This is a genomic window from Streptomyces californicus (genome assembly GCF_000717645.1).
Taxonomy (GTDB): domain Bacteria; phylum Actinomycetota; class Actinomycetes; order Streptomycetales; family Streptomycetaceae; genus Streptomyces; species Streptomyces californicus.
The window spans coordinates 24,137-46,981 of the sequence record NZ_JNZZ01000004.1 but is presented as its reverse complement, the minus strand read 5'-3'; the positions used below and the strand labels follow the sequence as shown (position 1 = coordinate 46,981).

At 71.2% G+C, this 22,845-nt stretch carries 21 protein-coding genes; 9 read left to right on the top strand and 12 right to left on the bottom strand.

From position 1 onward, the window contains the following. Window positions 1-226: 226 nt before the first annotated feature. The gene (locus IF19_RS0106825; RefSeq protein WP_030276185.1) at window positions 227-1,024 is read left to right on the top strand and encodes a response regulator transcription factor; all 798 of its coding nucleotides are present in this window, start codon (window positions 227-229) and stop codon (window positions 1,022-1,024) included. Here IF19_RS0106825 and IF19_RS0106820 read toward each other — a convergent pair. Beyond that, a complete protein-coding gene (locus tag IF19_RS0106820; protein ID WP_030115513.1) occupies window positions 980-1,477 on the bottom strand; it encodes a MarR family winged helix-turn-helix transcriptional regulator in 498 nt (165 codons plus the stop codon). The genes IF19_RS0106825 and IF19_RS0106820 overlap by 45 nt on opposite strands. 88 nt (window positions 1,478-1,565) lie before the next feature. On the opposite strand from IF19_RS0106820, the gene IF19_RS0106815 reads away from it, so the two are divergent. Beyond that, window positions 1,566-2,378 carry a trans-aconitate 2-methyltransferase gene (locus tag IF19_RS0106815; protein WP_030115512.1) on the top strand — a complete coding sequence of 271 codons (813 nt, stop codon included), beginning with the start codon at window positions 1,566-1,568 and terminating at the stop codon, window positions 2,376-2,378. Continuing rightward, window positions 2,375-2,755 (top strand): VOC family protein, encoded by a 381-nt coding sequence (locus IF19_RS0106810; RefSeq protein WP_030115511.1) that lies wholly within the window; start codon window positions 2,375-2,377, stop codon window positions 2,753-2,755. Before IF19_RS0106815 ends, IF19_RS0106810 begins: the two co-directional genes overlap by 4 nt. 10 nt (window positions 2,756-2,765) lie before the next feature. Here the strand turns inward: IF19_RS0106810 and IF19_RS0106805 are convergent, their stop codons facing one another. From IF19_RS0106805 to IF19_RS0106795, 3 genes are all read right to left on the bottom strand, one after another. Next, window positions 2,766-3,368: a Uma2 family endonuclease gene (locus tag IF19_RS0106805; RefSeq protein ID WP_030115510.1), complete on the bottom strand. Its 603-nt coding sequence runs from the start codon at window positions 3,366-3,368 to the stop codon at window positions 2,766-2,768. 122 nt (window positions 3,369-3,490) lie between these two features. After that, complete coding sequence (locus IF19_RS0106800; protein ID WP_030115509.1) at window positions 3,491-4,177, bottom strand: TetR/AcrR family transcriptional regulator; 687 nt, start codon at window positions 4,175-4,177, stop codon at window positions 3,491-3,493. Continuing rightward, window positions 4,174-5,160: an acyl-CoA desaturase gene (locus IF19_RS0106795; RefSeq protein ID WP_030115508.1), complete on the bottom strand. Its 987-nt coding sequence runs from the start codon at window positions 5,158-5,160 to the stop codon at window positions 4,174-4,176. The genes IF19_RS0106800 and IF19_RS0106795 overlap by 4 nt, the downstream gene beginning before the upstream one ends. Before the next feature lie 387 nt (window positions 5,161-5,547). Here IF19_RS0106795 and ppc point away from each other — a divergent pair, with 387 nt between their 5' ends. Further along, window positions 5,548-8,277: a phosphoenolpyruvate carboxylase gene (ppc, locus tag IF19_RS0106790; protein ID WP_030115507.1), complete on the top strand. Its 2,730-nt coding sequence runs from the start codon at window positions 5,548-5,550 to the stop codon at window positions 8,275-8,277. Window positions 8,278-8,431: 154 nt separating this feature from the next. On the opposite strand, the gene pth is transcribed toward ppc, so the two are convergent. From pth to IF19_RS0106765, 5 genes are all read right to left on the bottom strand, one after another. Then, window positions 8,432-9,025 (bottom strand): aminoacyl-tRNA hydrolase, encoded by a 594-nt coding sequence (gene pth, locus IF19_RS0106785; protein ID WP_030115506.1) that lies wholly within the window; start codon window positions 9,023-9,025, stop codon window positions 8,432-8,434. A gap of 141 nt (window positions 9,026-9,166) precedes the next feature. Next, a complete protein-coding gene (locus IF19_RS0106780; RefSeq protein ID WP_030115505.1) occupies window positions 9,167-9,760 on the bottom strand; it encodes a 50S ribosomal protein L25/general stress protein Ctc in 594 nt (197 codons plus the stop codon). 209 nt (window positions 9,761-9,969) lie between these two features. Next, a complete protein-coding gene (locus IF19_RS0106775) occupies window positions 9,970-10,947 on the bottom strand; it encodes a ribose-phosphate diphosphokinase (protein ID WP_018515674.1) in 978 nt (325 codons plus the stop codon). 126 nt (window positions 10,948-11,073) lie between these two features. Next, complete coding sequence (glmU, locus tag IF19_RS0106770; RefSeq protein ID WP_030115504.1) at window positions 11,074-12,516, bottom strand: bifunctional UDP-N-acetylglucosamine diphosphorylase/glucosamine-1-phosphate N-acetyltransferase GlmU; 1,443 nt, start codon at window positions 12,514-12,516, stop codon at window positions 11,074-11,076. Window positions 12,517-12,725: 209 nt separating this feature from the next. Further along, a complete protein-coding gene (locus tag IF19_RS0106765) occupies window positions 12,726-13,583 on the bottom strand; it encodes a hypothetical protein (RefSeq protein WP_030115503.1) in 858 nt (285 codons plus the stop codon). Between the two features lie 156 nt (window positions 13,584-13,739). Between IF19_RS0106765 and IF19_RS0106760 the strand changes: the two genes are divergently transcribed. Next, the gene (locus IF19_RS0106760; RefSeq protein WP_030119745.1) at window positions 13,740-15,065 is read left to right on the top strand and encodes a sensor histidine kinase; all 1,326 of its coding nucleotides are present in this window, start codon (window positions 13,740-13,742) and stop codon (window positions 15,063-15,065) included. Between the two features lie 4 nt (window positions 15,066-15,069). Here the strand turns inward: IF19_RS0106760 and IF19_RS0106755 are convergent, their stop codons facing one another. Beyond that, entirely contained in the window at window positions 15,070-16,368 is a 1,299-nt protein-coding gene (locus tag IF19_RS0106755; protein WP_030115500.1) for a helix-turn-helix domain-containing protein, read from the bottom strand. Between the two features lie 187 nt (window positions 16,369-16,555). On the opposite strand from IF19_RS0106755, the gene IF19_RS0106750 reads away from it, so the two are divergent. After that, window positions 16,556-17,020 (top strand): glycine-rich domain-containing protein, encoded by a 465-nt coding sequence (locus tag IF19_RS0106750; RefSeq protein WP_030115499.1) that lies wholly within the window; start codon window positions 16,556-16,558, stop codon window positions 17,018-17,020. A 116-nt stretch (window positions 17,021-17,136) separates the two neighbouring features. Then, a complete protein-coding gene (locus IF19_RS0106745) occupies window positions 17,137-17,823 on the top strand; it encodes a class I SAM-dependent methyltransferase (RefSeq protein WP_418952711.1) in 687 nt (228 codons plus the stop codon). Window positions 17,824-17,886: 63 nt separating this feature from the next. On the opposite strand, the gene IF19_RS0106740 is transcribed toward IF19_RS0106745, so the two are convergent. Together IF19_RS0106740 and IF19_RS0106735 are read right to left on the bottom strand one after the other, a co-directional pair. Continuing rightward, window positions 17,887-18,387: an SUKH-3 domain-containing protein gene (locus IF19_RS0106740; protein WP_030115497.1), complete on the bottom strand. Its 501-nt coding sequence runs from the start codon at window positions 18,385-18,387 to the stop codon at window positions 17,887-17,889. Between the two features lie 11 nt (window positions 18,388-18,398). After that, window positions 18,399-18,923, bottom strand: a complete 525-nt coding sequence (locus IF19_RS0106735; RefSeq protein WP_030115496.1) for a YwqJ-related putative deaminase — start codon at window positions 18,921-18,923, stop codon at window positions 18,399-18,401. A gap of 236 nt (window positions 18,924-19,159) precedes the next feature. Here IF19_RS0106735 and IF19_RS0106730 point away from each other — a divergent pair, with 236 nt between their 5' ends. Further along, complete coding sequence (locus tag IF19_RS0106730; protein WP_030115495.1) at window positions 19,160-20,137, top strand: SMI1/KNR4 family protein; 978 nt, start codon at window positions 19,160-19,162, stop codon at window positions 20,135-20,137. 5 nt (window positions 20,138-20,142) lie between these two features. Next, window positions 20,143-22,704 (top strand): SUKH-4 family immunity protein, encoded by a 2,562-nt coding sequence (locus IF19_RS0106725; protein ID WP_418952713.1) that lies wholly within the window; start codon window positions 20,143-20,145, stop codon window positions 22,702-22,704. Window positions 22,705-22,845: the final 141 nt, after the last annotated feature.

The window sequence follows — 22,845 nt, the reverse complement described above, 5'->3', positions numbered from 1 at the left end:
TGAGGCAACCAGTTCGTCGAATCTCCTTCCCCCTGTGGCCCCCGCCCGTACGCTGATCCTCAGCACCGGTGGGGGCCGGTGCCGATTCAGGGGAGCGAGAGAGCCGGGTACGGCGTCCGGGGCAGGGCGGCAGGCGGTTCGACGGCGGCGGCCGTCGGCGCGGCAGGCCGCAGTGGAGCCCCGAGCGCCGTACCCGTGGCTTTCCGCCCCTACCGATGGGGGTTCAGTGGCGCGTATCCGGGTTCTGGTGGTCGACGACCACCGCATCTTCGCCGAGTCGCTCGCGGCCGCCCTCGCGGCCGAGCCGGACGTCGAGGTCTCCGCGGCGGGCAGCGGCCCGGCCGCCCTGCGCGCCCTGGAGCGCGCGGCCGCCGAGGGGCGCGGCTACGACGTGCTCCTGGTCGACGCCGAGCTGGGCGCCCAGAGCGCCGCGGACCCGCCCGTCGTCCCCGAGCCCCGCCGCGAGGAGTCGGCCGCGGTCCACGGCATCGCGCTGGTCGCCGGCGTCCGCGCCGCCCGGCCCGGCGTGCGGTGCGTGGTGCTCGCCGAGAAGGACGACCCGCGCACCGCCGCGCGGGCGCTCCAGGCGGGGGCCTCGGGCTGGGTGGCCAAGGACTGCTCGCTCCAGCGGCTGCTGGCGGTGGTCCGGGGCGTCCTGCGCGACGAGACGCATCTGCCGCCCGCCCTCCTCACCGGCGTCCTGCGCGAGCTGACCGCCGCCCGCAAGCACCGCACCGAGAGCGAACGGCTGGTGGAGTCGCTGACGCCCCGGGAGCGGGAGGTGCTGCGCTGCATGGTGGCCGGGCTCGGCCGCAAGGCGGTCGCGGAGCGGCTGTTCCTCTCCCCGCACACGGTGCGCACCCACATGCAGAACGTGCTGGGCAAGCTCGGGGTGCACTCGACGCTCGCCGCGGTGGCCCTGGCCCGCCGCGCGGGCGTCGGCCCGGAGGCCGGACCGCTGGGCCCCGAGGCCGGGCCCTTACGTGGGGATGTTGTCGAACGGGGCAGTCAACTGGCGCAGTAGTCCGGCAAGTTCGCCACGCTGGGCGCGGGACAGCTCGGCGAGGATGGCGCGCTCCTGGGCGAGCAGCCCGGCCAGCGACTGATCGGCCTTGTCGCGCCCCTCGGCGGTGAGGCGGACGAGCACCCCGCGCCGGTCGCTGGGGTCGGGCAGCCGCTCGACGAGGTTCTTCTTGGTCAGCCGGTCGATGCGGTTGGTCATGGTGCCCGAGGTGACCAGCGTCTGGGTGAGGAGCTGCCCGGGGGAGAGCTGATACGGGGCGCCGGCCCGGCGCAGCGACGTCAGCACGTCGAACTCCCAGGGCTCCAGGTTGTGCTCGGCGAAGGCGATGCGGCGGGCCCGGTCGAGGTGGCGTGCCAGGCGGGAGACGCGGCTGAGCACCTCGAGCGGTTCCACGTCGAGGTCGGGGCGCTCGCGGCGCCATGCAGCGACCAGTCGGTCGACCTCGTCCTCCATGACGATCAGTGTAGTGGGTCCCTCGACATGAAGTCTCTTGAATTCAAGTGTCTTGACATCGAGATACTTCGGTCGTGATCCTGGACCCATGACCGCACCCGACCGGCCCGCCTGGGACCCGCACCAGTACCTGCGCCACGCGGACCACCGCACCCGCCCCTTCCACGACCTCCTCGCCCGCGTCGGCGACCTCCCCGGCCACCCGGAGCCCCGCATCGCCGACCTCGGCTGCGGCGCGGGCAACGTCACCGCCCTCCTCGCCGACCGCTGGCCCCGCGCCCGTATCACCGGCTACGACACCTCCCGCGAGATGCTCGCCGAGGCCGCCGCCCACGCCCGGCCCCCGCACCTCGACTTCGCCGAGGCCGACGCCGCGACCTGGCAGCCCACCGAGACGTACGACCTGATCGTCTCCACCGCCGCACTCCAGTGGATCCCCGACCACGCCGCCCACTTCCCCCGCTGGATCGCCGCCCTCGCTCCCGGCGGCACCTTCGCCTTCCAGGTCCCCGGCAACTTCACCGCCCCCAGCCACACCCTCCTGGCCGGCCTCCGCGAAACCGACCGCTGGCGCCCCCTGCTCCACGGCGTCGGCGACCGCACCGCCGCCGTCCTGGAACCCGCCGACTACCTCACCCGCCTCCAGGACCTCGGCTGCACCGCAGACGTCTGGGAGACCACCTACCTCCAGACCCTGCACGGCGACGACGCGGTCCTCGACTGGGTCAAGGGCACCGCACTGCGCCCCGTCCTCACCGCCCTCGCCGACGACCCGGCCGCCCGCGACGCCTTCACCGCCGCCTACCGCGACCTGCTGCGCGCGGCCTACCCGCCCGGCCCGCACGGCACGCTCTTCCCGTTCCGCCGCATCTTCGCCGTCGCCCGGAAGGACCAGCCATGACCGGCCTCCCCCACGGCCTCGCCGCCGTCGACCACGTCCAGCTCGCCGCCCCGCCCGGCTCCGAGGACACCCTGCGCGCCTTCTACACCGACGCCCTCGGCATGACCGAGATCCCCAAACCCCCGGTCCTCGCCGCCCGCGGCGGCTGCTGGTTCGCCGCCGGACCCGTCCAGCTCCACCTGGGCGTCGAACAGGACTTCCACCCCGCGAGGAAAGCCCACCCGGGCCTGCGCGTCACCGGCATCGAGGCGTACGCCGCCCACCTGGAGGCCCACGGGGCCGAGGTCACCTGGGACGACGACCTCCCCGGCCACCGCCGCTTCTACGCCCACGACCCCGTCGGCAACCGCCTGGAGTTCCTGGAGCCCGACGCGTGACAGCCCCGCCCTACAACTCCTTCAACGCCTCCGCCGACACATCGATGTCCACCGGGAACGGCACCCCCGTCTTCAACCGGTCGTGATGGATCCCGGTCAGCGCGTACGCCTTCGTCACCGGGTCCAGCTCGTAGACCCGCACGACGGGGTGCTGGTCCGTGCCCGTCATCTCCACCAGCCAGAAGTTCGGGATACCGGCCGACGCGTACTTGTGCGGCTTGGCCTCACGGTCCCGGGCCTCGGAATCGGGCGAGACGACCTCGACGGCGAGGAGGACGTCGGCGGCCTTGAAATGAGTCTGTTCGAGGTCGGTGACGGCTGAAGCCCGGACGACGGACACATCGGGTTCCGGACCGTTGCGCCGGTCCAGAACCACGGTCATCTCACGTTCCACCTTCACATCCGCCGGAGCGGTACTGCGCAGGCCATTCACCAACAGGTCGATCGTCTTTTGGTGAAAGCGTCGCTGCGGACTCACGAAAACCAGGCTCCCGTCGATCAGCTCGGTGTGCGGCGGGAGATCGGGCAGCGTGAACAGGTCGTCCACGGTGTATCCGTCCTGCGGGGGCACCGGCCAGCGGGAACTGTGCGCGGTGGTCGGCTCGGCGGTCATGGTTCCTCCCATGGACGAATCCTCTGCCCTCCCGACCACACTACGGCGGGAAAACCACCCCCGTCATCACAACGGGTGACGACGGGGGGAAGGGTTACGCGATCAGCGGTGATCAGCCGCGATCAGCTCTTCCGGTGCCCTATCAGCCGAGGCTTCGCCTCCAGGTTCTCCAGCCCGTGCCAGCACAGATTCACCAGATGGGCCGCCACCTCGGCCTTCTTCGGCTTGCGCACGTCCAGCCACCACTGACCCGTCAACGCCACCATCCCCACCAGCGCCTGCGCGTACAGCGGCGCCAGCTTCGGATCGAAACCCCGCGCCTTGAACTCCAGCCCCAGGATGTCCTCCACCTGCGTCGCGATATCGCTGATCAGCGAAGCGAACGTCCCCGTCGACTGCGCCACCGGCGAATCCCGCACCAGGATCCGGAAACCGTCCGTGTACGACTCGATGTAATCCAGCAACGCGAACGCCGCCTGCTCCAGCAGCTCCCGCGGATGACCCGCCGTCAGCGCCCCCGTCACCATGTCCAGCAACTGCCGCATCTCGCGGTCGACCACCACCGCGTACAGCCCCTCCTTGCCGCCGAAGTGCTCGTACACCACCGGCTTGGACACCCCGGCACGCGCCGCGATCTCCTCCACCGACGTGCCCTCGAACCCCTTGTCCGCGAACAGGGCGCGACCGATGTCCAGCAACTGCTCGCGGCGCTCCTTCCCCGTCATCCGGACCCGACGGGCCCGCCGTGAGGAGGAAGTCCTGCTCTTCTCGCTGTTCGTGCTGGAGTCGGTCGCCACGTCGTCAATCATGCCGCGTCGGCCGGTACACGCGTGCGCCGGGAGTCGATCCGCGCCGCATCCGGCCACCGCACGTCATGGGCCCAGCCCAGCACCTCGAACCAGCGGATCAACCGGGCGCTGGAGTCGATCTGCCCCCGCATCACCCCGTGCCGGGCACTCGTCGGATCCGCGTGGTGCAGGTTGTGCCACGACTCGCCGCACGACAGCACCGCCAGCCACCACACGTTCCCCGACCGGTCACGCGACTTGAACGGCCGCTTCCCCACCGCGTGACAGATCGAGTTGATCGACCACGTCACATGGTGCAGCAGCGCCACCCGCACCAGCGAACCCCAGAAGAACGCCGTCGCCGCACCCCACCACGACCCCGTCACCAACCCGCCCACCAGCGGCGGAATCGCCAACGAGACGATCGTGAACGTCAAAAAGTGACGGGACACCGCCCGGATCGCCGGATCCTTGATCAGATCGGGGGCGTACTTCTGCTGCGGCGTCTGCTCCTCGTCGAACATCCACCCGATGTGCGCCCACCACAGGCCCTTCATCAGCGCCGGCAGACTCTCCCCGAACCGCCACGGCGAATGCGGATCACCCTCCGCGTCCGAGAACCGGTGGTGCTTGCGGTGATCCGCCACCCACCGCACCACGGGCCCCTCCACCGCCAGCGAACCCATCACCGCCAACGCGATCCGCAACGGCCGCTTCGCCTTGAACGAACCGTGCGTGAAGTACCGGTGGAAACCGATCGTGATCCCGTGGCACCCGATGAAGTACATCGCCACCAGCAGACCCACGTCCAGCCAGCTCACCCCCCACCCCCACGCCAACGGCACCGCCGCGACCAGCGCCACGAACGGCACCACGATGAACGCCAGCAGCGCGAACTGCTCGATCGACCGCTTGCTGTCGCCGCCCAGCGTGGCGGGCGGCAACGGCGCCGCCACCGCCTCGGACGGCTCGGTCCCGTCGATCACAGGGGGAGTACTCGGCACAGGGACACCTCTGAGGGTGAGGAGAACGCTCGGACGGCCGTGGCTACGGTTCCGTAACCTACGGCTTGGTAAGTATGGCAGTGACCGGTACCACAACACGAGAGGCCGCTCCCACCCGTCAGCCGCGATAGCCCACCCGCGCCCGGGGTAGGGGATACCCGCCCGGGTCCGTCCCGAGCGGCGCCCACGCCCCCGGGCCACCGGACGCGCCGCCTGCGACGACACCTATCCTGGGAGGGTCGGACAGCGCGGTCCGCACCCGCTCGCCGGGGCGTGGCGACAGCACCGCTGCCAGCCGCAGGGCCCCGGACCCCGCCACCCGCCCCCACCCACAAGGGGACGGCGAAGCGAACGCACCTCCTCATTCACTGCAAGGAGCCGCACACCGTGAGCAGTGCCGACCAGACCCCTGCCGCCAGCCCCGCGCTGCGCGCCGACATCCGCCGCCTCGGCGACCTCCTCGGCGAGACCCTCGTCCGCCAGGAGGGACAGGAACTCCTCGACCTCGTCGAACGGGTCCGCGCCCTGACCCGCACCGACGGCGAAGCCGCCGCCGAGCTCCTCGGCGACACGGACCTGGAGACCGCCGCACAACTCGTACGCGCCTTCTCCACCTACTTCCACCTCGCCAACGTCACCGAGCAGGTCCACCGCGCCCACGAGATGCGCGACCGCCGCTCCGCCGAAGGCGGCCTCCTGGCCCGCACCGCCGACCGCCTCAAGGACGCCGACCCCGACCACCTGCGCGAAACGGTCAAGAACCTCAACGTCCGGCCCGTCTTCACCGCCCACCCCACCGAGGCAGCCCGCCGCTCCGTCCTCAACAAGCTCCGCCGCATCGCCGAACTCCTGGAAACCCCGGTCATCGAGGCCGACCGCCGCCGCCTCGACCTCCGCCTCGCCGAGAACATCGACCTCATCTGGCAGACCGACGAACTCCGCGTCGTCCGCCCGGAACCCGCCGACGAGGCCCGCAACGCCATCTACTACCTCGACGAACTCCACGCCGGCGCCGTCGGAGACGTCCTGGAAGACCTCGCCGCCGAACTCGAACGCGTCGGCGTCGAACTCCCCGCAGGCACCCGCCCCCTCACCTTCGGCACCTGGATCGGCGGCGACCGCGACGGCAACCCCAACGTCACCCCCGCCGTCACCTGGGACGTCCTCATCCTCCAGCACGAACACGGCATCACCGACGCCCTGGAGATGATCGACCAGCTCCGCGGACTCCTCTCCAACTCCATCCGCTACGCCGGAGCCACCGAGGAACTCCTCGCCTCCCTCCAGAACGACCTCGACCGACTCCCCGGCATCAGCCCCCGCTACAAGCGGCTCAACGCCGAGGAGCCCTACCGGCTCAAGGCCACCTGCATCCGCCAGAAGCTCGTCAACACCCGCGAACGCCTCGCCGAAGGCACCCCCCACCGCCCCGGCTGCGACTACCTCGGCACCGCCGAACTCCTCGCCGACCTGGAACTCATCCAGACCAGCCTCCGCGAACACCGCGGCGGCCTCTTCGCCGACGGCCGCATGGACCGCACCATCCGCACCCTCGCCGCCTTCGGCCTCCAACTCGCCACCATGGACGTACGCGAACACGCCGACGCCCACCACCACACCCTCGGCCAGCTCTTCGACCGGCTCGGCGAGGAATCCTGGCGCTACGCCGACATGCCCCGCGACTACCGGCAGAAGCTCCTCGCCAAGGAACTCCGCTCCCGCCGCCCCCTCGCCCCCACCCCCGCCCCCCTCGACGCGGCCGGCGAGAAGACCCTCGGCGTTTTCCACACCATCAAGGAAGCCTTCGAACGCTTCGGACCCGAAGTCATCGAGTCCTACATCATCTCCATGTGCCAGGGCGCCGACGACGTCTTCGCCGCCACCGTCCTCGCCCGCGAAGCCGGACTCCTCGACCTCCACGCCGGCTGGGCCAAGATCGGCATCGTCCCGCTCCTGGAAACCACCGACGAGCTCAAGGCCGCCGACGTCATCCTCGACGCCATGCTCGCCGACCCCTCCTACCGCCGCCTCGTCTCCCTGCGCGGCGACGTCCAGGAGGTCATGCTCGGCTACAGCGACTCCTCCAAGTTCGGCGGCATCACCACCAGCCAGTGGGAAATCCACCGCGCCCAGCGCCGCCTCCGCGACGTCGCCCACCGCTACGGCGTACGCCTGCGCCTCTTCCACGGCCGCGGCGGCACCGTCGGCCGAGGCGGCGGCCCCTCCCACGACGCCATCCTCGCCCAGCCCTGGGGCACCCTCGAAGGCGAGATCAAGGTCACCGAACAGGGCGAGGTCATCTCCGACAAGTACCTCATCCCCGCCCTCGCCCGCGAAAACCTCGAACTCACCGTCGCCGCCACCCTCCAGGCATCCGCACTCCACACCGCACCCCGCCAGTCCGACGAAGCCCTCGCCCGCTGGGACGCGGCCATGGACACCGTCTCCGACGCCGCCCACCACGCCTACCGCAAGCTCGTCGAAGACCCCGACCTGCCCGCCTACTTCCTCGCCTCCACCCCCGTCGACCAGCTCGCCGACCTGCACCTCGGCTCACGGCCCTCCCGCCGCCCCGGCTCCGGCGTCTCCCTCGACGGCCTCCGCGCCATCCCCTGGGTCTTCGGCTGGACCCAGTCCCGCCAGATCGTCCCCGGCTGGTTCGGCGTCGGCTCCGGCCTCAAGGCCCTGCGCGAAGCCGGACTCGACACCGTCCTCGACGAGATGAACGAGCACTGGCACTTCTTCCGCAACTTCATCTCCAACGTCGAGATGACCCTCGCCAAGACCGACCTGCGCATCGCCCGCCACTACGTCGACACCCTCGTCCCCGACGAGCTCAAGCACGTCTTCGACGCCATCGAAGCCGAACACGCCCTCACCGTCAGCGAACTCCTGCGCATCACCGGCGGCCAGAAGCTGCTCGACACCAACCCGGTGCTCCAGCAGACCTTCTCCATCCGCGACGCCTACCTGGACCCCATCTCCTACCTCCAGGTATCCCTGCTCGCCCGCCAGCGCCAGGCCGCCGAGAACGACGAAGAGCCCGACCCGCTCCTCGCCCGCGCCCTGCTCCTCACCGTCAACGGCGTTGCCGCCGGACTCCGCAACACCGGCTGACCCGCACACGAAGCAGCACACGCAACGGGGCGGTCCCGCCGCGCGACGAACATCGCACCGGCAGGACCGCCCCGCACACCACCACCGACGACAACCCGAGCAGCCGGACACACCGACCGACCACCCACCCGGACACCGCCCACACCGGCACCGCTCAGGAGTTGTACGCGCTCTGCGCCCGCTCCAACCCCTCCGCCAGCAGACACTCCACCGCATCCGCCGACCGGTCCACCAGGAACGCCAACTCCTTGCGCTCCGTGGACGAGAAATCCCTCAGCACGAAATCCGCCACCTGCATCCGCCCCGGCGGCCGCCCGATCCCGAACCGCACCCGGTGATACTCCGGACCCATCGCCTTCGTCATCGACTTCAGCCCGTTGTGCCCGTTGTCCCCACCGCCCAGCTTCAACCGCAGCGACCCGTACTCCACATCCAACTCGTCGTGCACCGCCACCACATGGTCCAACGGCACCTTGTAGAAATCCCGCAGCGCCGTCACCGGCCCACCCGACAGATTCATGTACGACATCGGCTTCACCAGCACCACCCGCCGACTCCCCGGACCCGGCGGACCGATCCGCCCCTCCACCACCTGCGCCTGCGCCTTCTGCGCCCGCTTGAACTTCCCGCCGATCCGGGTCGCCAGCAGATCCACGGTCATGAACCCGACATTGTGCCGGTTCGCCGCGTAGTCGGGCCCGGGATTGCCCAGGCCCACGATGAGCCAGGGGTCGGTGGCGTCGGACATCAGCGCTCGGTCTCCTCGTACGCGTACGGGCGGTAGCAGGCGAACGGGGCGGCGGCTCCCGCAAGGGAACCACCACCCCGTCGGTCAGGCAGGTGGAGCATGTCACGCGACCGGGGCCGACGCGACGGAGAACGCGGAGGCTCAGGCCTCGGCAGCCTCGTCCTCGGCGGCGGCCTCGTCCGCGGCCGGCTCCTCGGCCTGCGCGGCGACGACCTGGATCACGATGGCGTCCTCGTCACCGGCCAGCGTGGAGCCCTTGGGCAGCTCGATGTCCTTCGCGACGATCGAGTCACCGGCGTCCAGACCCGCGACCGAGACCGTGACGGACTCGGGGATGTGGGTGGCCTCGGCCTCGACCAGCAGCGTGTTCTGGACGAACTCCAGCAGGTTGGCACCCGGCGCCAGGTCGCCCTCGGTCTGCACCGCGATCTCGACCTCGACCTTCTCGCCCCGCTTCACCGTCAGCAGGTCGACGTGCTCGATGGTGCCCTTGAGGGGGTGACGCTGCACGGCCTTCGGGATGACCAGCGCGCTCTTGCCCTCGATCTCCAGACCGATCAGCACGTTGGCCGTACGCAGCGCCAGCAGCAGCTCGTGACCCGGCAGCGTGACGTGAACCGGCTCGGCACCGTGGCCGTAGACCACACCGGGAACCTTGTCGGCACGACGGATACGGCGGGCGGCGCCCTTGCCGAACTCGGTACGGACCTCGTTGGCGAGCTTGATCTCAGCCATGGTTGCACTCCTCGTCAGATGGGGTGAGCCGTCGGAAGACGGAACACGAACGGTCACCCGGCCCACGACAGGCCTGCTACGAAGAGCGCGTCGATAACGGACCGCCGTACACAAGTACGGCCTCCCTCGCCGAGCAACTCCCTGAGTCTACCCGGCAGGGAGGCCGCACCCCAAAGTGGATCAACGCGGGGCCGGAAGCCCCGCGCTCGTCAGCCCTGCTCCTCGAAGAGGCTCGTCACCGAACCGTCCTCGAACACCTCACGCACCGCACGCGCGATCGTCGGAGCGATCGACAACACCGTGATCTTGTCCAGCTCCAGCTCACCCGGGGTCGGCAGCGTGTCCGTGAACACGAACTCGCTCACCTTCGAATTCTTCAACCGGTCCGCCGCCGGACCCGACAGCACCCCGTGCGTCGCCGTCACGATGACATCCTCCGCACCGTGCGCGAACAGGGCGTCCGCCGCCGCACAGATCGTGCCACCCGTGTCGATCATGTCGTCGACCAGCACACACACCCGGCCCTCGACGTTACCCACGACCTCGTGCACCGAGACCTGGTTCGGCACGTCCTTGTCACGCCGCTTGTGCACGATCGCCAGCGGCGCGTCCAGCCGGTCGCACCAACGGTCGGCGACCCGCACCCGACCCGCGTCCGGAGACACGATCGTCAGCTTGGACCGGTCGACCTTCGCACCCACGTAGTCCGCCAGGATCGGCAGCGCGAACAGGTGGTCCACCGGACCGTCGAAGAAGCCCTGGATCTGGTCCGTGTGCAGATCCACCGTGAGGATCCGGTCCGCACCCGCCGTCTTCATCAGATCCGCGATCAGCCGCGCCGAGATCGGCTCACGGCCCTTGTGCTTCTTGTCCTGACGGGCATACCCGTAGAACGGCACGATCACCGTGATCGAACGGGCCGACGCGCGCTTCAACGCGTCCAGCATGATCAACTGCTCCATGATCCACTTGTTGATCGGAGCCGTGTGGCTCTGGATCAGGAAGCAGTCCGCGCCACGTGCCGACTCCTGGAACCGCACATAGATCTCACCGTTGGCGAAATCGAACGCCTTCGTCGGCACGAGACCGACTCCCAGCTGATGGGCGACCTCCTCGGCCAGCTCGGGGTGGGCGCGGCCGGAGAAGAGCATCAGTTTCTTCTCGCCGGTCGTCTTGATCCCGGTCACAGCACAGTCTCCTCAGACGTGTTTCTGGCGCCGCACGCATAGGTCCCGAGGTGCAACGAGCCAGCCGAAATGGGGTGAGCATCTATCACGGTACGCCGTCACCGGCGCACCTGTTTCCGGTCAGCTTTACCCGTCGGTCTCCTGCGCCGACGCCTGAGCGGCCTGCGCGGCCGCGCTGCCCGGACGCTTCCGGGCCACCCAACCCTCGATATTCCGCTGCTGGCCCCGGGCCACGGCCAGCGAACCGGCCGGCACATCCTTCGTGATGACCGACCCGGCGGCCGTGTAGACCCCGTCCCCGACCGTGACGGGTGCCACAAACATATTGTCCGAACCGGTACGGCAGTGGGAGCCGATCGTCGTGTGGTGCTTGGCCACCCCGTCGTAGTTCACGAAGACGCTCGCCGCACCGATGTTGGTGTGGTCCCCGATCGTCGCGTCCCCCACGTAACTGAGATGGGGCACCTTCGTGCCCTCCCCGACGGTCGCGTTCTTCATCTCCACGTACGTACCGGCCTTGGCCTTCGTCCCCAGCCGCGTCCCCGGCCGCAGATACGCGTACGGACCCACCGACGCCCCCGCACCGACCTCGGCCGAGTCCGTCACCGAGTTGTCCACCCGCGCGCCCGCGCCGACGACGGTGTCCCTGAGCCGCGAGTTCGGCCCCACCTCGGCGTCCTCCGCGAGATGGGTGGACCCCAGCAACTGCGTCCCGGGGTGCACCACCACGTCCCGCTCGTACGTCACCGTCGCGTCGATCAGCGTGGACGCCGGGTCCACCACGGTCACGCCCGCCAGCATCGCCCGCTCCAGCAGCCGCTCGTTCAGCAGACGACGGGCCTCGGAGAGCTGCAGCCGGTTGTTGATCCCGAGGATCTCCCGGTGGTCGCCCGCCACGCACGCCCCGACCCGGTGGCCGGCCTCGCGCAGGATCGACAGCACGTCGGTGAGGTACTCCTCGCCCTGACTGTTGTCCGTGCGCACCTTGCCCAGCGCGTCGGCCAGCAGCCGCCCGTCGAACGCGAACACCCCGGAGTTGATCTCCCGGATCGCCCGCTGCTCGTCGGTGGCGTCCTTGTGCTCGACGATCTCGGTGACCGCGCCGGAGACCGCGTCGCGCACGATGCGCCCGTAACCGGTGGAGTCGGGGACCTCGGCGCTCAGCACGGTGACAGCGTTGCCGTCGGCGGCGTGGGTCGCCGCCAGCGCGCCCAGCGTCTCGCCGGACAGCAGCGGGGTGTCGCCGCAGACAACGATCACGGTCCCGTCGACGACCCCGCCGAGCTCGTCGAGCCCCATGCGGACGGCGTGCCCCGTGCCGTTCTGCTCGGCCTGGAAGGCGGTGCGGACGGGGGCGACGCCGGCGTTCAGGTGCGCGGTGACCTGCTCGCTGGCGTGTCCGACGACCACGACGAGGTGCTGGGGGTCCAGCTCACGGGCGGCGGCGACGACATGTCCGACGAGCGAACGCCCGGAGATCTCGTGCAGAACCTTGGGAGTCTTCGACTTCATGCGGGTGCCCTCACCCGCTGCGAGGACGACGACGGCTGCCGGGCTGGTTGCGCTCACGGATGTGCCCTTCGGCTTCGGGTGGTGGTCATCCGCAGGATACCGGGGGTGTCTCCACCGGAAACGGGGGCGGGCCCCGACCGGTGTGGTCGGGGCCCGCGTGCAGGAGCTCCCCCACCAGGATTTGAACCTGGACATACGAGACCAAAACTCGCAGTGCTGCCTGATTACACCATGGGGGATTAATTCCGACCGAACCGGACATTACGTCAGCTCGCCGGACCGGCACCCAACACTATGCCGTACCAAGCGCCCTCCACGCGACGATAGAGCTCGGCGCTTTTGGTCACGTAGATGACGAGGCAGCCGTGGTACGTCGCGCCGGTGTTCCTGCGATTGGTCTTGGGGTTGTGCTTCTTGAGCGTTGCTCTCATGAAGGCGGTCCGAGGCACTCCTGTCACGTCCGACCAGAAGCGTTCGGCCCCCGGAGCGTCCCCCGACTCGTGAATGCTGACGCGGATGTGCAGGCGGTCCCGGGCGACGCCCAGCAGGTCGAGCCACCTCAGGTAGACCTTGATCACGTTGGGATCGCTGTTGATGAAGAGCAGTGACTCCCGGCGGCTGTACGGCTTGTCCTTCATGCCCTCCGCCCAGTAGAGCGTGACCCCGGCGATGAAGAGCTCTCGGTCGGACAGCTTGCCGATGGATTCGCGTGCGGCCCGCTTCGTCTCCACCCTCTCCCGGTCCTGGCCTGCGCGGAGGTTCGCCAATCCCGCGTTCATTCGGGCGAGGCGTTCTTCCTCTGTGTAGCGCGGCTCCGGCTTCGGCAGGTCCCGCACCCAGAGCGAGATCGAACTCTTCGAGCATCCCAGCTCCACCTGGATCTGGTCGTAGGTCATGCCCTGGAGCCGTAGCTCCCGGGCCTTCTCCCGCAGGTCGTCCTTGGCGCGGGGGCGTTTGGTCCACTCCGGGGCGGGCTCGCCCTGGAGGAGGCGGTGGAGCATGTCGTTGTTGAAGACCTTGAGCCGATCCCTGATCTGCCGGACGCTCAGCCCCTCCCGGCGCAGCGCCACCGCCTGGGCGCGTAATCCTTCGAAGTCGGCGTACTTGCCTGTGGTTTCCGTCATACGGTGAGTGTCGTCCGGAATGCGAACCTCCGGGTCGAAAGCGTGGTCGATTCGCCATTTCGGGCGATCGGTATGTGTTTCGTGCTTGTTCGAACGCGGAACGTGCTGTTGCCGGTCCCCCGGAATCGCGCCGCGTCCGCCCGTAGGGTGGATGCCATGACCGCAACGGGGGCAGACCGGGAAGCGGCGGGATCGACCACCCGCGGCTACTGGTGGTGGGAGCGGCGGCGGAGTGTCGCCCTGGACGTGGGACTGGCGCTGGTTTCGGCGCTGGAGTGTGGCCTGGAGGGGGTGGAGTTCGCCGGGAACACCGGGTTGCCGGTGCCGGTGGGCGTGGTGATCGGGCTGTTGGCGGGTTCGGTGCTGCTGGTGCGTCGGCGGTGGCCGATCGCCGTGGTGCTCGTGACGATCGCGATGACGCCCGCCGAGATGGGTTTCCTGATGGCCCTGGTGGGCCTCTACACGCTGGCGGCGTCCGAGGTGCCGCGCCGGATCACCGTCGTGCTGGCGGGGATGGCGCTGGTGGGGACGTTCATCGTCACGTATGTGCGGTTGCGGCAGAGCGTGGCGGAGCAGGCGGACTTCGGGCCCGGGGACTGGTACGTCCCGTTGATGTCGGTGTTCATGGCGGTGGGGCTGACGGCGCCGTCGGTGTTGTTCGGCCTGTACATAGGGGCGCGGCGCCGGTTGATGGAGAGTCTGCGGGAGCGGGCGGATTCGCTGGAGCGGGAGTTGTCGCTGCTGGCGGACCGGGCGGAGGAGCGGGCGGAGTGGGCGCGTACGGAGGAGCGGACGCGGATCGCCCGGGAGATGCATGACGTGGTCGCCCACCGGGTGAGTCTGATGGTGGTGCATGCCGCGGCTCTGCAGGCGGTGGCGCCGAAGGATCCGGCGAAGGCGGTGCGCAACGCGGCGCTGGTGGGGGACATGGGCCGGCAGGCGTTGACGGAGTTGCGGGAGATGCTCGGGGTGTTGCGGACGGGGGAGGCGTTGACGGCGCCGGCTGCGGCGGGCGGGGTTCCGTTGGCGTCGGTGCGGCGGGCGGCCGGTGAGGCCGCGGCCGTGGTGGTGTCGGAGGAGGGGCCCCGGCTGCGGGAGCTGGAGGAGTTGGTGGCGCAGTCGCGGCAGGCGGGGATGGTCGTGGAGTTGTCGGTGGACGGTGAGGCGCGGCCGTATGCGCCGGAGGTGGAGCAGACGGCGTTCCGGGTGGTGCAGGAGGCGTTGACGAACGTGCACAAGCATGCGGCGGGTGCGAAGACGTGGGTGCGGCTCGCGCATCGGGGTGGGGAGGTCGCGATGCAGGTGGAGAACGGTCCGTCGGATGTGGCGGCGGCCGATGCGGGGTTGCCGAGCGGGGGGAACGGTCTGGTGGGGATGCGGGAGCGGGTGCTGGGGCTGGGGGGTGTCTTCGTGTCCGGTCCGACGGAGGCGGGGGGCTTCCGGGTGTCGGCGGTGCTGCCGTGCGGTGAGGCGGCTGCCTGAGGGGTCAGTACACCTGGCTCGCCGGGGTCGACGCGGCGACGTGCAGCTCTCGCACACCAGCGGTCCGGGGATGCCGTTGCATCAGCTCCGTGACGATGCTGCGGATGGCGGGCCGGTCCCGTACCTCACCCGGGCTTGCGCGGTGGGCGTCGAGCAGCGCGTGGGCGGTCTGCTCCGGGCGGCCCCAGGACCACCAGGCACGGGCCATGTCGGTCCCCAGACGTGCTTTGCGCTCGGCCGTTGGGAAGTGGTCGGGCCGCAGGTTCCGTCCGGCCTCCAGCGCCGCGCCCGCGTCCCCCAGAGCCCAGTGGACCCCGACGGTGTAGAGGTCCACGGCCGCCGGGCTGATCGGGAAGAGACGTCCAGCGGGCGCGATGGTCGGCAGGGGGCGGGCGGCGTGCCGGGCCTCCTCGGTCATGGCCAGGGCCTCGGTGCGCCGGCCAGCTCGGGCGGCGGTGTAGGCCAGCGTGCACAGCATCTGCGCGTAGGCCGAGGACGCTGCGTCGGTCCGCAGCCCTGTCGCCTCCACCCGGGCTGCGGCCGACTCCATGAGGGCCTGGGCCTCCTCGCCCCGGTCCTGGTGGCGGAGCACGATCGCGAACTCACGGGAGGCGGCGGCAGCGGCGAGCGGGGAACCGGACACCTCGGCCCATGTGCGCGCCCGGTCGGCGGTGAGGCGTGCCTGCTCGTACGAACCGAGCTTGATCAGCAGGGCGGCGCTCAGGCTGTAGGCCGAGGACAGCCGCGCCTGGTCCAGCTCACGGCGCGAGGAGGCGGCGGCGTGCCCGTCGGCCAGGAGGCCCGGCAGCAGTCCGAGGAGCTGCGTGTGCGCGCCTCGGTCGTACAGCTCGCGTGCGGAGACCATGCGGGCGTCGAGTGCTCCTCTGCCGGTGGGCGGCGGAGTGTCGGCCAGGGCCTGGTCCATGCCGAGCAGCATGGCGGCCGGGAGGGTCGCCGTGGCGGTGAGCAGCGAGCGGCGGCGCATCGGGTCCTCCTCGGCGTGCGGACTGGCCGACACTCTAGTGGCGGCTGGACCGGAAGGAGCGGGGGGCGCCAGAGAACTCACCAGGATGTGTCGGGGAATGCCCACCGTGGACGCGGCCCGGTGGATGAGCGTCAGGTCGGTGACGTGGGCGCGGCGTTCCATACGCGAGACCGTCGCCGCTGAGCACCCCAGGTGCTCGCCGAGTTCGGCGAGCGTCCACCCCCGGTACTCTCGGCCCAGCCGTATGAGCCCGCCCGGCCGGCGCCGAGTGACTAACTCTCTGACTTTCGCGCTGTTCCAGAGCGGGTCACCGGGCACTGGCCCCTCCCCTGCTGCACGACTGGGGGCCACCACGGTACGGGCGCGGGACGGCACCCGTCGAGACCGCTTGCACGACATGCAAGAGGCTTGCGCGGAGAGCCAGTTGGTCGCCGGCGGGCTGCCGGGTGCGGTGTTCTCGTTACATCGCCCCGCACCTCGCGGGGCACCGTCCGAGGGAGGCACCATGGCAACCGCAGCCGAAACCCCCGTCACCGCCGACCCGGTGACCGGCCCGGCCCGCTCTCCCCGCGGCATCGTTCCGGCGGACCTCTGGGAGAAGCAGGTTGGCCTGTTGATGCGGGACTACCCGTACGACTCCGTCATGGCCACCCGTGTCCTCGGCCAGGGCTATGCCTACCTGCTCACCGCCATGTCCCTCCGCGGCGATGGCCTGGGGCTCGCCCCGAGCAGGCTCGTGGACATCGGCGTCCACACGATCATCCTGGATACCGTCGCCTACGCCGAGTTGTGCGACAAGTACAACGACGGCCACTTCCTGCACCACGTGCCCAAGGCCGAGATGAAGAACGACGGGTCGGTCGTCAGGACCGCCCATCTCGTCGCCCGCGCCGGGTGGGAGGTGGATCTCCCGCTGTGGGAGGACGCCGCCGAGTGCGGCCCCTGCCACCCGGGTAACGACTCGCACTGACCACCGCGTGACGTCCTCGGCGGTTCGGGCCTGCGGCTCGGGCCGCTGAGGCACGCTCGGGTGACCTTCACCGAAACCGGCAGCGGCCCGCGCGCGGTGCCACCAGGATGACCCGGGTGACGACCGCAGACCTATGGCACCACTACGGCCGGACCCGCGCCGAGCGGGACCACGCCGTCCCCGACTCGTTCCGCTGGACGTGGAGTCAGCAGGATGGGCCGGGCCCGGAAGTCCTCGGTGACCTCACCGGTAAGACCCTGGCCGACCTCGGCGCCGGTACCGCCCGTCACGCCGCGTACCTGGCCGTGCACCACGCCCCCGGCCGGATCGACGCCGTGGACGCCTCCCCGGCCCAGTACGACATGGCTACCGGCCTGTACGCCGACCTCGCTCCGCGCCTGCGCCTCGTCCACGCGGACGTCGTTGCCCACCTTCGCGTGAACCCGGGCGCCTACGACGTGCTCTACAGCCACTTCGGCGCGGTGGACTTCACCGACCCCCGCGAAGTGATCCCGGCTGCGGCCTGCGGGCTGCGTCCCGGTGGGCGTCTGGTTTTCTCCACCCTTGCTCACTACCTGTCCGGCAAGCCCGCGCAGCCGGACGTCACGGCCGCAGAAGTGGAGGCGAAGACCCCGGGGGGCGAGAGCGCCACCATGTACCGGTGGGTGCTGCAGGAGCACGTGTGGGCCAAGCTCTTGGAGCAGGCCGGGTTCACCGGCATCCGCGCCGCGGAGCTGCCTGCCGGTGACGGTCCCAGGTCCGCTGTCACCCTTCTCGTCACGGCCGAGTTCACTGCTTCGTGAGCCCGGACGTACCGGTGCGCCGGCATGGGTTCGCAGGGGGCCGGGCGTGGGGGCGTGTGTTGGTCAGGCGGAGGTGAGGCGGGCCGGTTGGGTGCCGGTGATCAGGGTGGCGAGGGCTTCGTCGATGTCCTGGCCGAGGAACCAGTCGCCGGTGTGGTCGATGCTGTAGACGCGTCCTTCGGCGTCGATGGCGAGGACGGCCTGTTCGTCGCCCTCGGCTCCGAGTGGGCTGACCTCGGTTTCCAGGGCGCGGCTGAGGTCGCCGAGTGTGCGGGCGAGGTGGAGGCCGTACAGGGGGTCGATGTAGACCGTGGTGGGCGCGATGTGGCGGCCCGCGGCGGTGGCGGTGATGTGGAGGCCGCCGAATTCGGCCCAGGCTTCGACGGCGGCCGGGAAGACGGCGTGCCGGTGGCCGGCGGGGGAGGTGTGGGAGCGCAGGGCGTCGGCCCATTCCTCGGCCTGGCGGATGTCCCAGCGGCCGGGTTGCCAGTCGGCTTCGCGCAGGGCGGCGTCGACGGCGACGGGGAAGCGGGTGGTGGAGGTGTTCTGGTGGTGGTCGTGCATGGGTGGACCGGTCAGCCCTTCTCGGCGGAGGTGGCGGTGCCGGTGGCGGTGAGGTCGACGGGGCGTACGCCGAAGTGGGACAGGAGGGCGGAGCAGGAGCGGCAGGGGGGTGCGTAGCTGCCGTGGAGGGGGTCGCCGTCCTCGCGGATGCGGCGGGCGGTGATGCGGGAGTGTTTGAGGGCGCGGCGGGCTTCGCCGTTGGTGAGGGGTTTGCGCTGGGCGCGTTTGGAGCGTCCGCTCTCGGCGGCGGTGAGCTGGCGGGAGAGCAGTATGGCTTCGGGGCAGCGGCCGGTGAAGCGTTCGCGCCGGTTGATGGGGAGGGTGTCGAGGAAGTCCTGGACGAGTGGGTGCAGGGCGGGTGGCTGGTCGCCCTTGCCGGCGGTGCAGGTCAGTGTCTCGCCGCGGACGGACAGGGCGGCGGCCACGGCGGGGAGGATCCCGTCGCGGCGGTGGATCAGTCGGGGTGCGCGGCTGGTTTCGGTGGTGCTCCAGCTGAGGCGCGGGTCCCCTGATGTGACGGTTTGTGCGGTTTGCATCGTGCTGACGTCCCTCCCTGCAATCCCCCGAGTTGCGGGGACAGCCTGCCAAATGTGCCAGGTGGTGGGGAAGCTGGGTCGGGGAAACGGGCCCGCGTGTCGTGTTGAGGGGTCCGATCGTCGCCTCACCGTCATCCGAATGTGACCGTTGGTGATGGTGGCGGCGGGGCCAGGGGGCCGTGTCGCGCCACCGCTTAGGCTGTGCGGAACACCGGACGCAGCAGGGGGCATCAGCCATGACGACAGGTCGGCTCGGGCAGCAAGCCGCGCCACCGAACGCCGCCTATGCCGGGCAGGTCGTGAACTTCCCGGACCCGGTCCGGGCGTCCCGGCATCCCGGCGGGGTGCGGATGGACGGGAGCGGTCACCCGGTCTTCTCGCCGTACGCGCGCGCGGCGGCGGAGATCGCCGATCCGCCTCCGGGTTTCGGTGTCGACGAGTTGCGTCTGACGGATTACGTGTCGGCGAACGCGGCGATGGCGGCGGCCGGGCACGAGTTGTGGGACACGATTCCCGCGGTGGCGACGCCGCACGGCTGGACGTGGCATCACGTGCCCGGTGGCCGGCGGATGGAGTTGGTGCCGGTGGAGGTGAAGGCGCTGCTGCGTCATCACGGGGGTCTTGCGGGGACGGACGTGGATCTGGAGCGGCGCGGTACGCGGCCGTTGCAGGAGACGCGTCCGGCGCACTTCCGGTTGCCGAAGGGCGCGGTGGCGGTGAGCGAGCAGCAGGTGCAGGGGGTCGAGGAGGATCTCGGGTACCGGCTGCCGGGTGCGTACCGGTCGTTCCTGAAGGCGGCGGGCGGTTCGGCTCCGGTGGGCGCGGCGTTGGACGCGGAGCTGGGGCTGCTGGTGGATCAGCCGTTCTTCACGGTGCGCGACGAGGCCGCGATGAACGACCTGGTGTATGTGAACAAGTGCCTGCGGGACCATTTCACCAAGGACTATCTGGGTGTGGCGTTCGTGCAGGGCGGGATTCTGGCGGTGAAGGTGCGCGGTCAGGATCCGGGTTCGGTGTGGTTCTGCCCGTACGACGATGCCCGGGACCGGGACGGTTGGAGTGTCCAGGACCGGGTGGAGCGGCTGTTGCTGCCCTGTGGTGAGGACTTCGACGTGTTCCTGGGGCGGTTGGCGGGCAATCCGCCGGAGCTGGAGACCGTGGCGAACCTGATGGTGGACGGCGGCTTCGCGCGCGTCGTCCCGGTGGAGGGGTGAGCGCGGTGGTGACGTTCGCGCAGGCGCAGGAGCGGGCCGATGAGTGGGTCAACGGTGACGTGCCCGCGTATCAGCACCGCGAGGTGCGGGTCCGTGAGTTCGAGCTGGGTTTCGTGGTGTGGGCGGAGGACCGTCCGGAGGGGCCTGTTTCGGACGGGGGCCGTCAGCGGTTGGTGATCGCCCGGGACAGTGGTGAGGCGACGTTGTGGCCGGGGCTGCCGGTGGGTGAGGTGATCCGGCGGTACGAGGAGGAGTACGGGGGTTCGGCGGGTGCGCCGGAGCCGGCTCCGGAGCCGGCGCAGCGGGTGGATCTGAATCAGACGTCGTTCTTGTTGACGCCGCCGGAGTGGCTTCAGGAGGCGGCGGACAAGCTGGGGATTCCGGATCACCGTGCGGAGCGGCGTGAGGCGGCCGACGCGGCGCGGGCGGACGCGGGTGTTCCGGCGGACTCGGGTGTTCCGGCGCGTGGCGGCGCAACGGCGGGTGGCGGAGCTTCGGCGGGTGGCGGTGCGGATGCCGCGTCGGCCCCGGCTGCGGCTGCGGCGGCCGGGCCCTCCGACGCGGTTCCGGCCCCGGTGACCCCGGCCGCCGGTGGCGATGTCGACCATGAGCCGACCGCGCAGGACGGGGTGCCCGCCGGGGTGACTCCGTGGGCGGGTACGGACACCAACTCCGACTCCGACGACGGGGCGGTTCCGCTGCCCGCGACGGTGTTCGCGCCGCCGCTGTCGGGCACGGACGACGAGGAGGCGCCGCCGCCGGTCGTTCCGGCGGAGGCGCCCACCGCGCTGATGTCGGGGGGCAGCCAGCTGCCGCGTACGCAGGTGGCGCCGGCGCTGCGGCCGGACGGCGGGGCTCCCGAGGGGGCCGGTGACATCGCGGACGCGGCGACCAGCAAGGCCGTGGCGCCGCCGCGCGGGGCGCGCGGGGGCGGTGCGGCGACTCCGCCGCCGCCCGGTGCGCCGGGGGTTCCCGGGATGCCGCCCGGTGCGACGCCGCCGCCGTCGGGCCCGGGTGCGCCCGGCGCTCCGGCGGGCGGGTACGTGCCGACGCAGCTCGTCTCCCAGCTCGGCCCGCCCGGGGCCACCCCGCCGGGTCCGCCCGGTCCGCCGGGCGCCACGCCGCCGCCCGGTCCGCCCGCGCCCCCCGGTCCTCCCGGTGCCACGCCGCCTCCGGGCGGCGGGGTGCACCATGCCGCGACGATGCTCGCGGACGGGAGCAGTATCGGTGCGGGTGTTCCGGGCGCGCCCCGGCCGCCGGGCCCGCCGGGTGCTCCGGGTGTTCCGCAGCCGCCGGGTCCGCCCGGGGTTCCGGGTGCGCCGCAGCCGCCCGGTCCGCCGGGTCCGCCGCCGGGGGCGACGCCGCCTCCGGGGGGTGGGGTGCACCACGCGGAGACGATGTTCGCCGCGCCGGGCCAGGTCGGTCCGCCCGGGGGTTCGCACGGCGGGGTTCCCGGTTCCGTACCGCGGCCGCCGGGTCCGCCCGGTCCGCCGCCGGGCGCGCCGGTGCCGCCGCCGGGCGCGCACACTCCGCCGCCGGGCGGGCACACCCCGCCGCCCCCGGCGTACGGCTATCCGCAGCAGCCCACCGGTCAGCCGACCGTGGGCCCCGGCTACCAGGCCGTGCTGCGGTTCCGGGCGCCGGACGGCAGTGAGCAGCAGCTGATCCGCCGCTCGGCGCCGGGCACGCCGCACCCCGAGTGGCAGATGCTGCACGAGCTGCGGGCGATGAACGTGCCGCCGCAGCAGGTCATCGAGCTGCACACCGAGCTGGAGTCCTGTGAGCTGCCGGGCGGGTACTGCGCGCGGATGATCCGGGAGACCTGGCCGCAGGTGCGGATCACCAGCGTCGCCCCGTACGGCACGGATCACGCGAGCCGGCAGCAGGGCATGCAGCATCTGCTGACGCACCAGGGCGAGCTGCACCAGGTCGCGGACGGCCCGGCGCGGCCCGCGCCGGTGCGGGCGCCGCTGCCGCAGATGCCGCCCGCGCCCGCGCTGCCGCCGGAGGCGGTGGCCGAGGAGCTGGCGCAGGCGTTCGGTCCGCAGGGCATCCTGCGGTTCGACCAGCGGGCGGTGTCCCGTCAGGGGGTGCCGGAGGTCGTCGCGCGCACGCTGGTGTGGGCGGGGCTGCCCGCCGATTTCGGGCCGTTCTTCTGGGCGCAGCCGGGTCAGCCGGTGGTGCCGACGCTGGGCGAGCTGGCGGCGCAGCGGCAGGTGCAGGCGGCGCCGGACGCGGGGTCGTACCTGGTGATGGGCACCGACTTCGGCAAGGCGATCTGTGTGCAGTACGGCACGGCGAACATCGTGGCCGTGCCGGTGGAGGCGGGGCCCGGCGGGCAGTCGGTTCCGCCGCAGTTCGTGAACACGGGGCTGCCGGAGTTCGTGCGGTCGATGGCGCTGCTGGGCCGGATGTGGCGGCTGCGGTTCGGGCTGACGCCGGAGCAGGCGGGGCGTTGGACCGTCGATTTCCAGGCACAGCTGGTGGCGTTGGACCCGGCGGCGCTGGCGTCGCCGGAGAGCTGGTGGTCGGTGGTGCTGGAGCAAATGTGGGACGGCCTGATCTGACGTTTCCGCCGGGGGATCCGGCGGTCTGAGCCGTCGGATCCGGCGGCTTGATTCCGGCGGTCTGTTCGAGGCGCCCGGACCCGGGAGGGGTTCGGGCGCCTCGTCGTGTGCGGGGTGATGTGGGGGGTGGTGCTGGTTCGC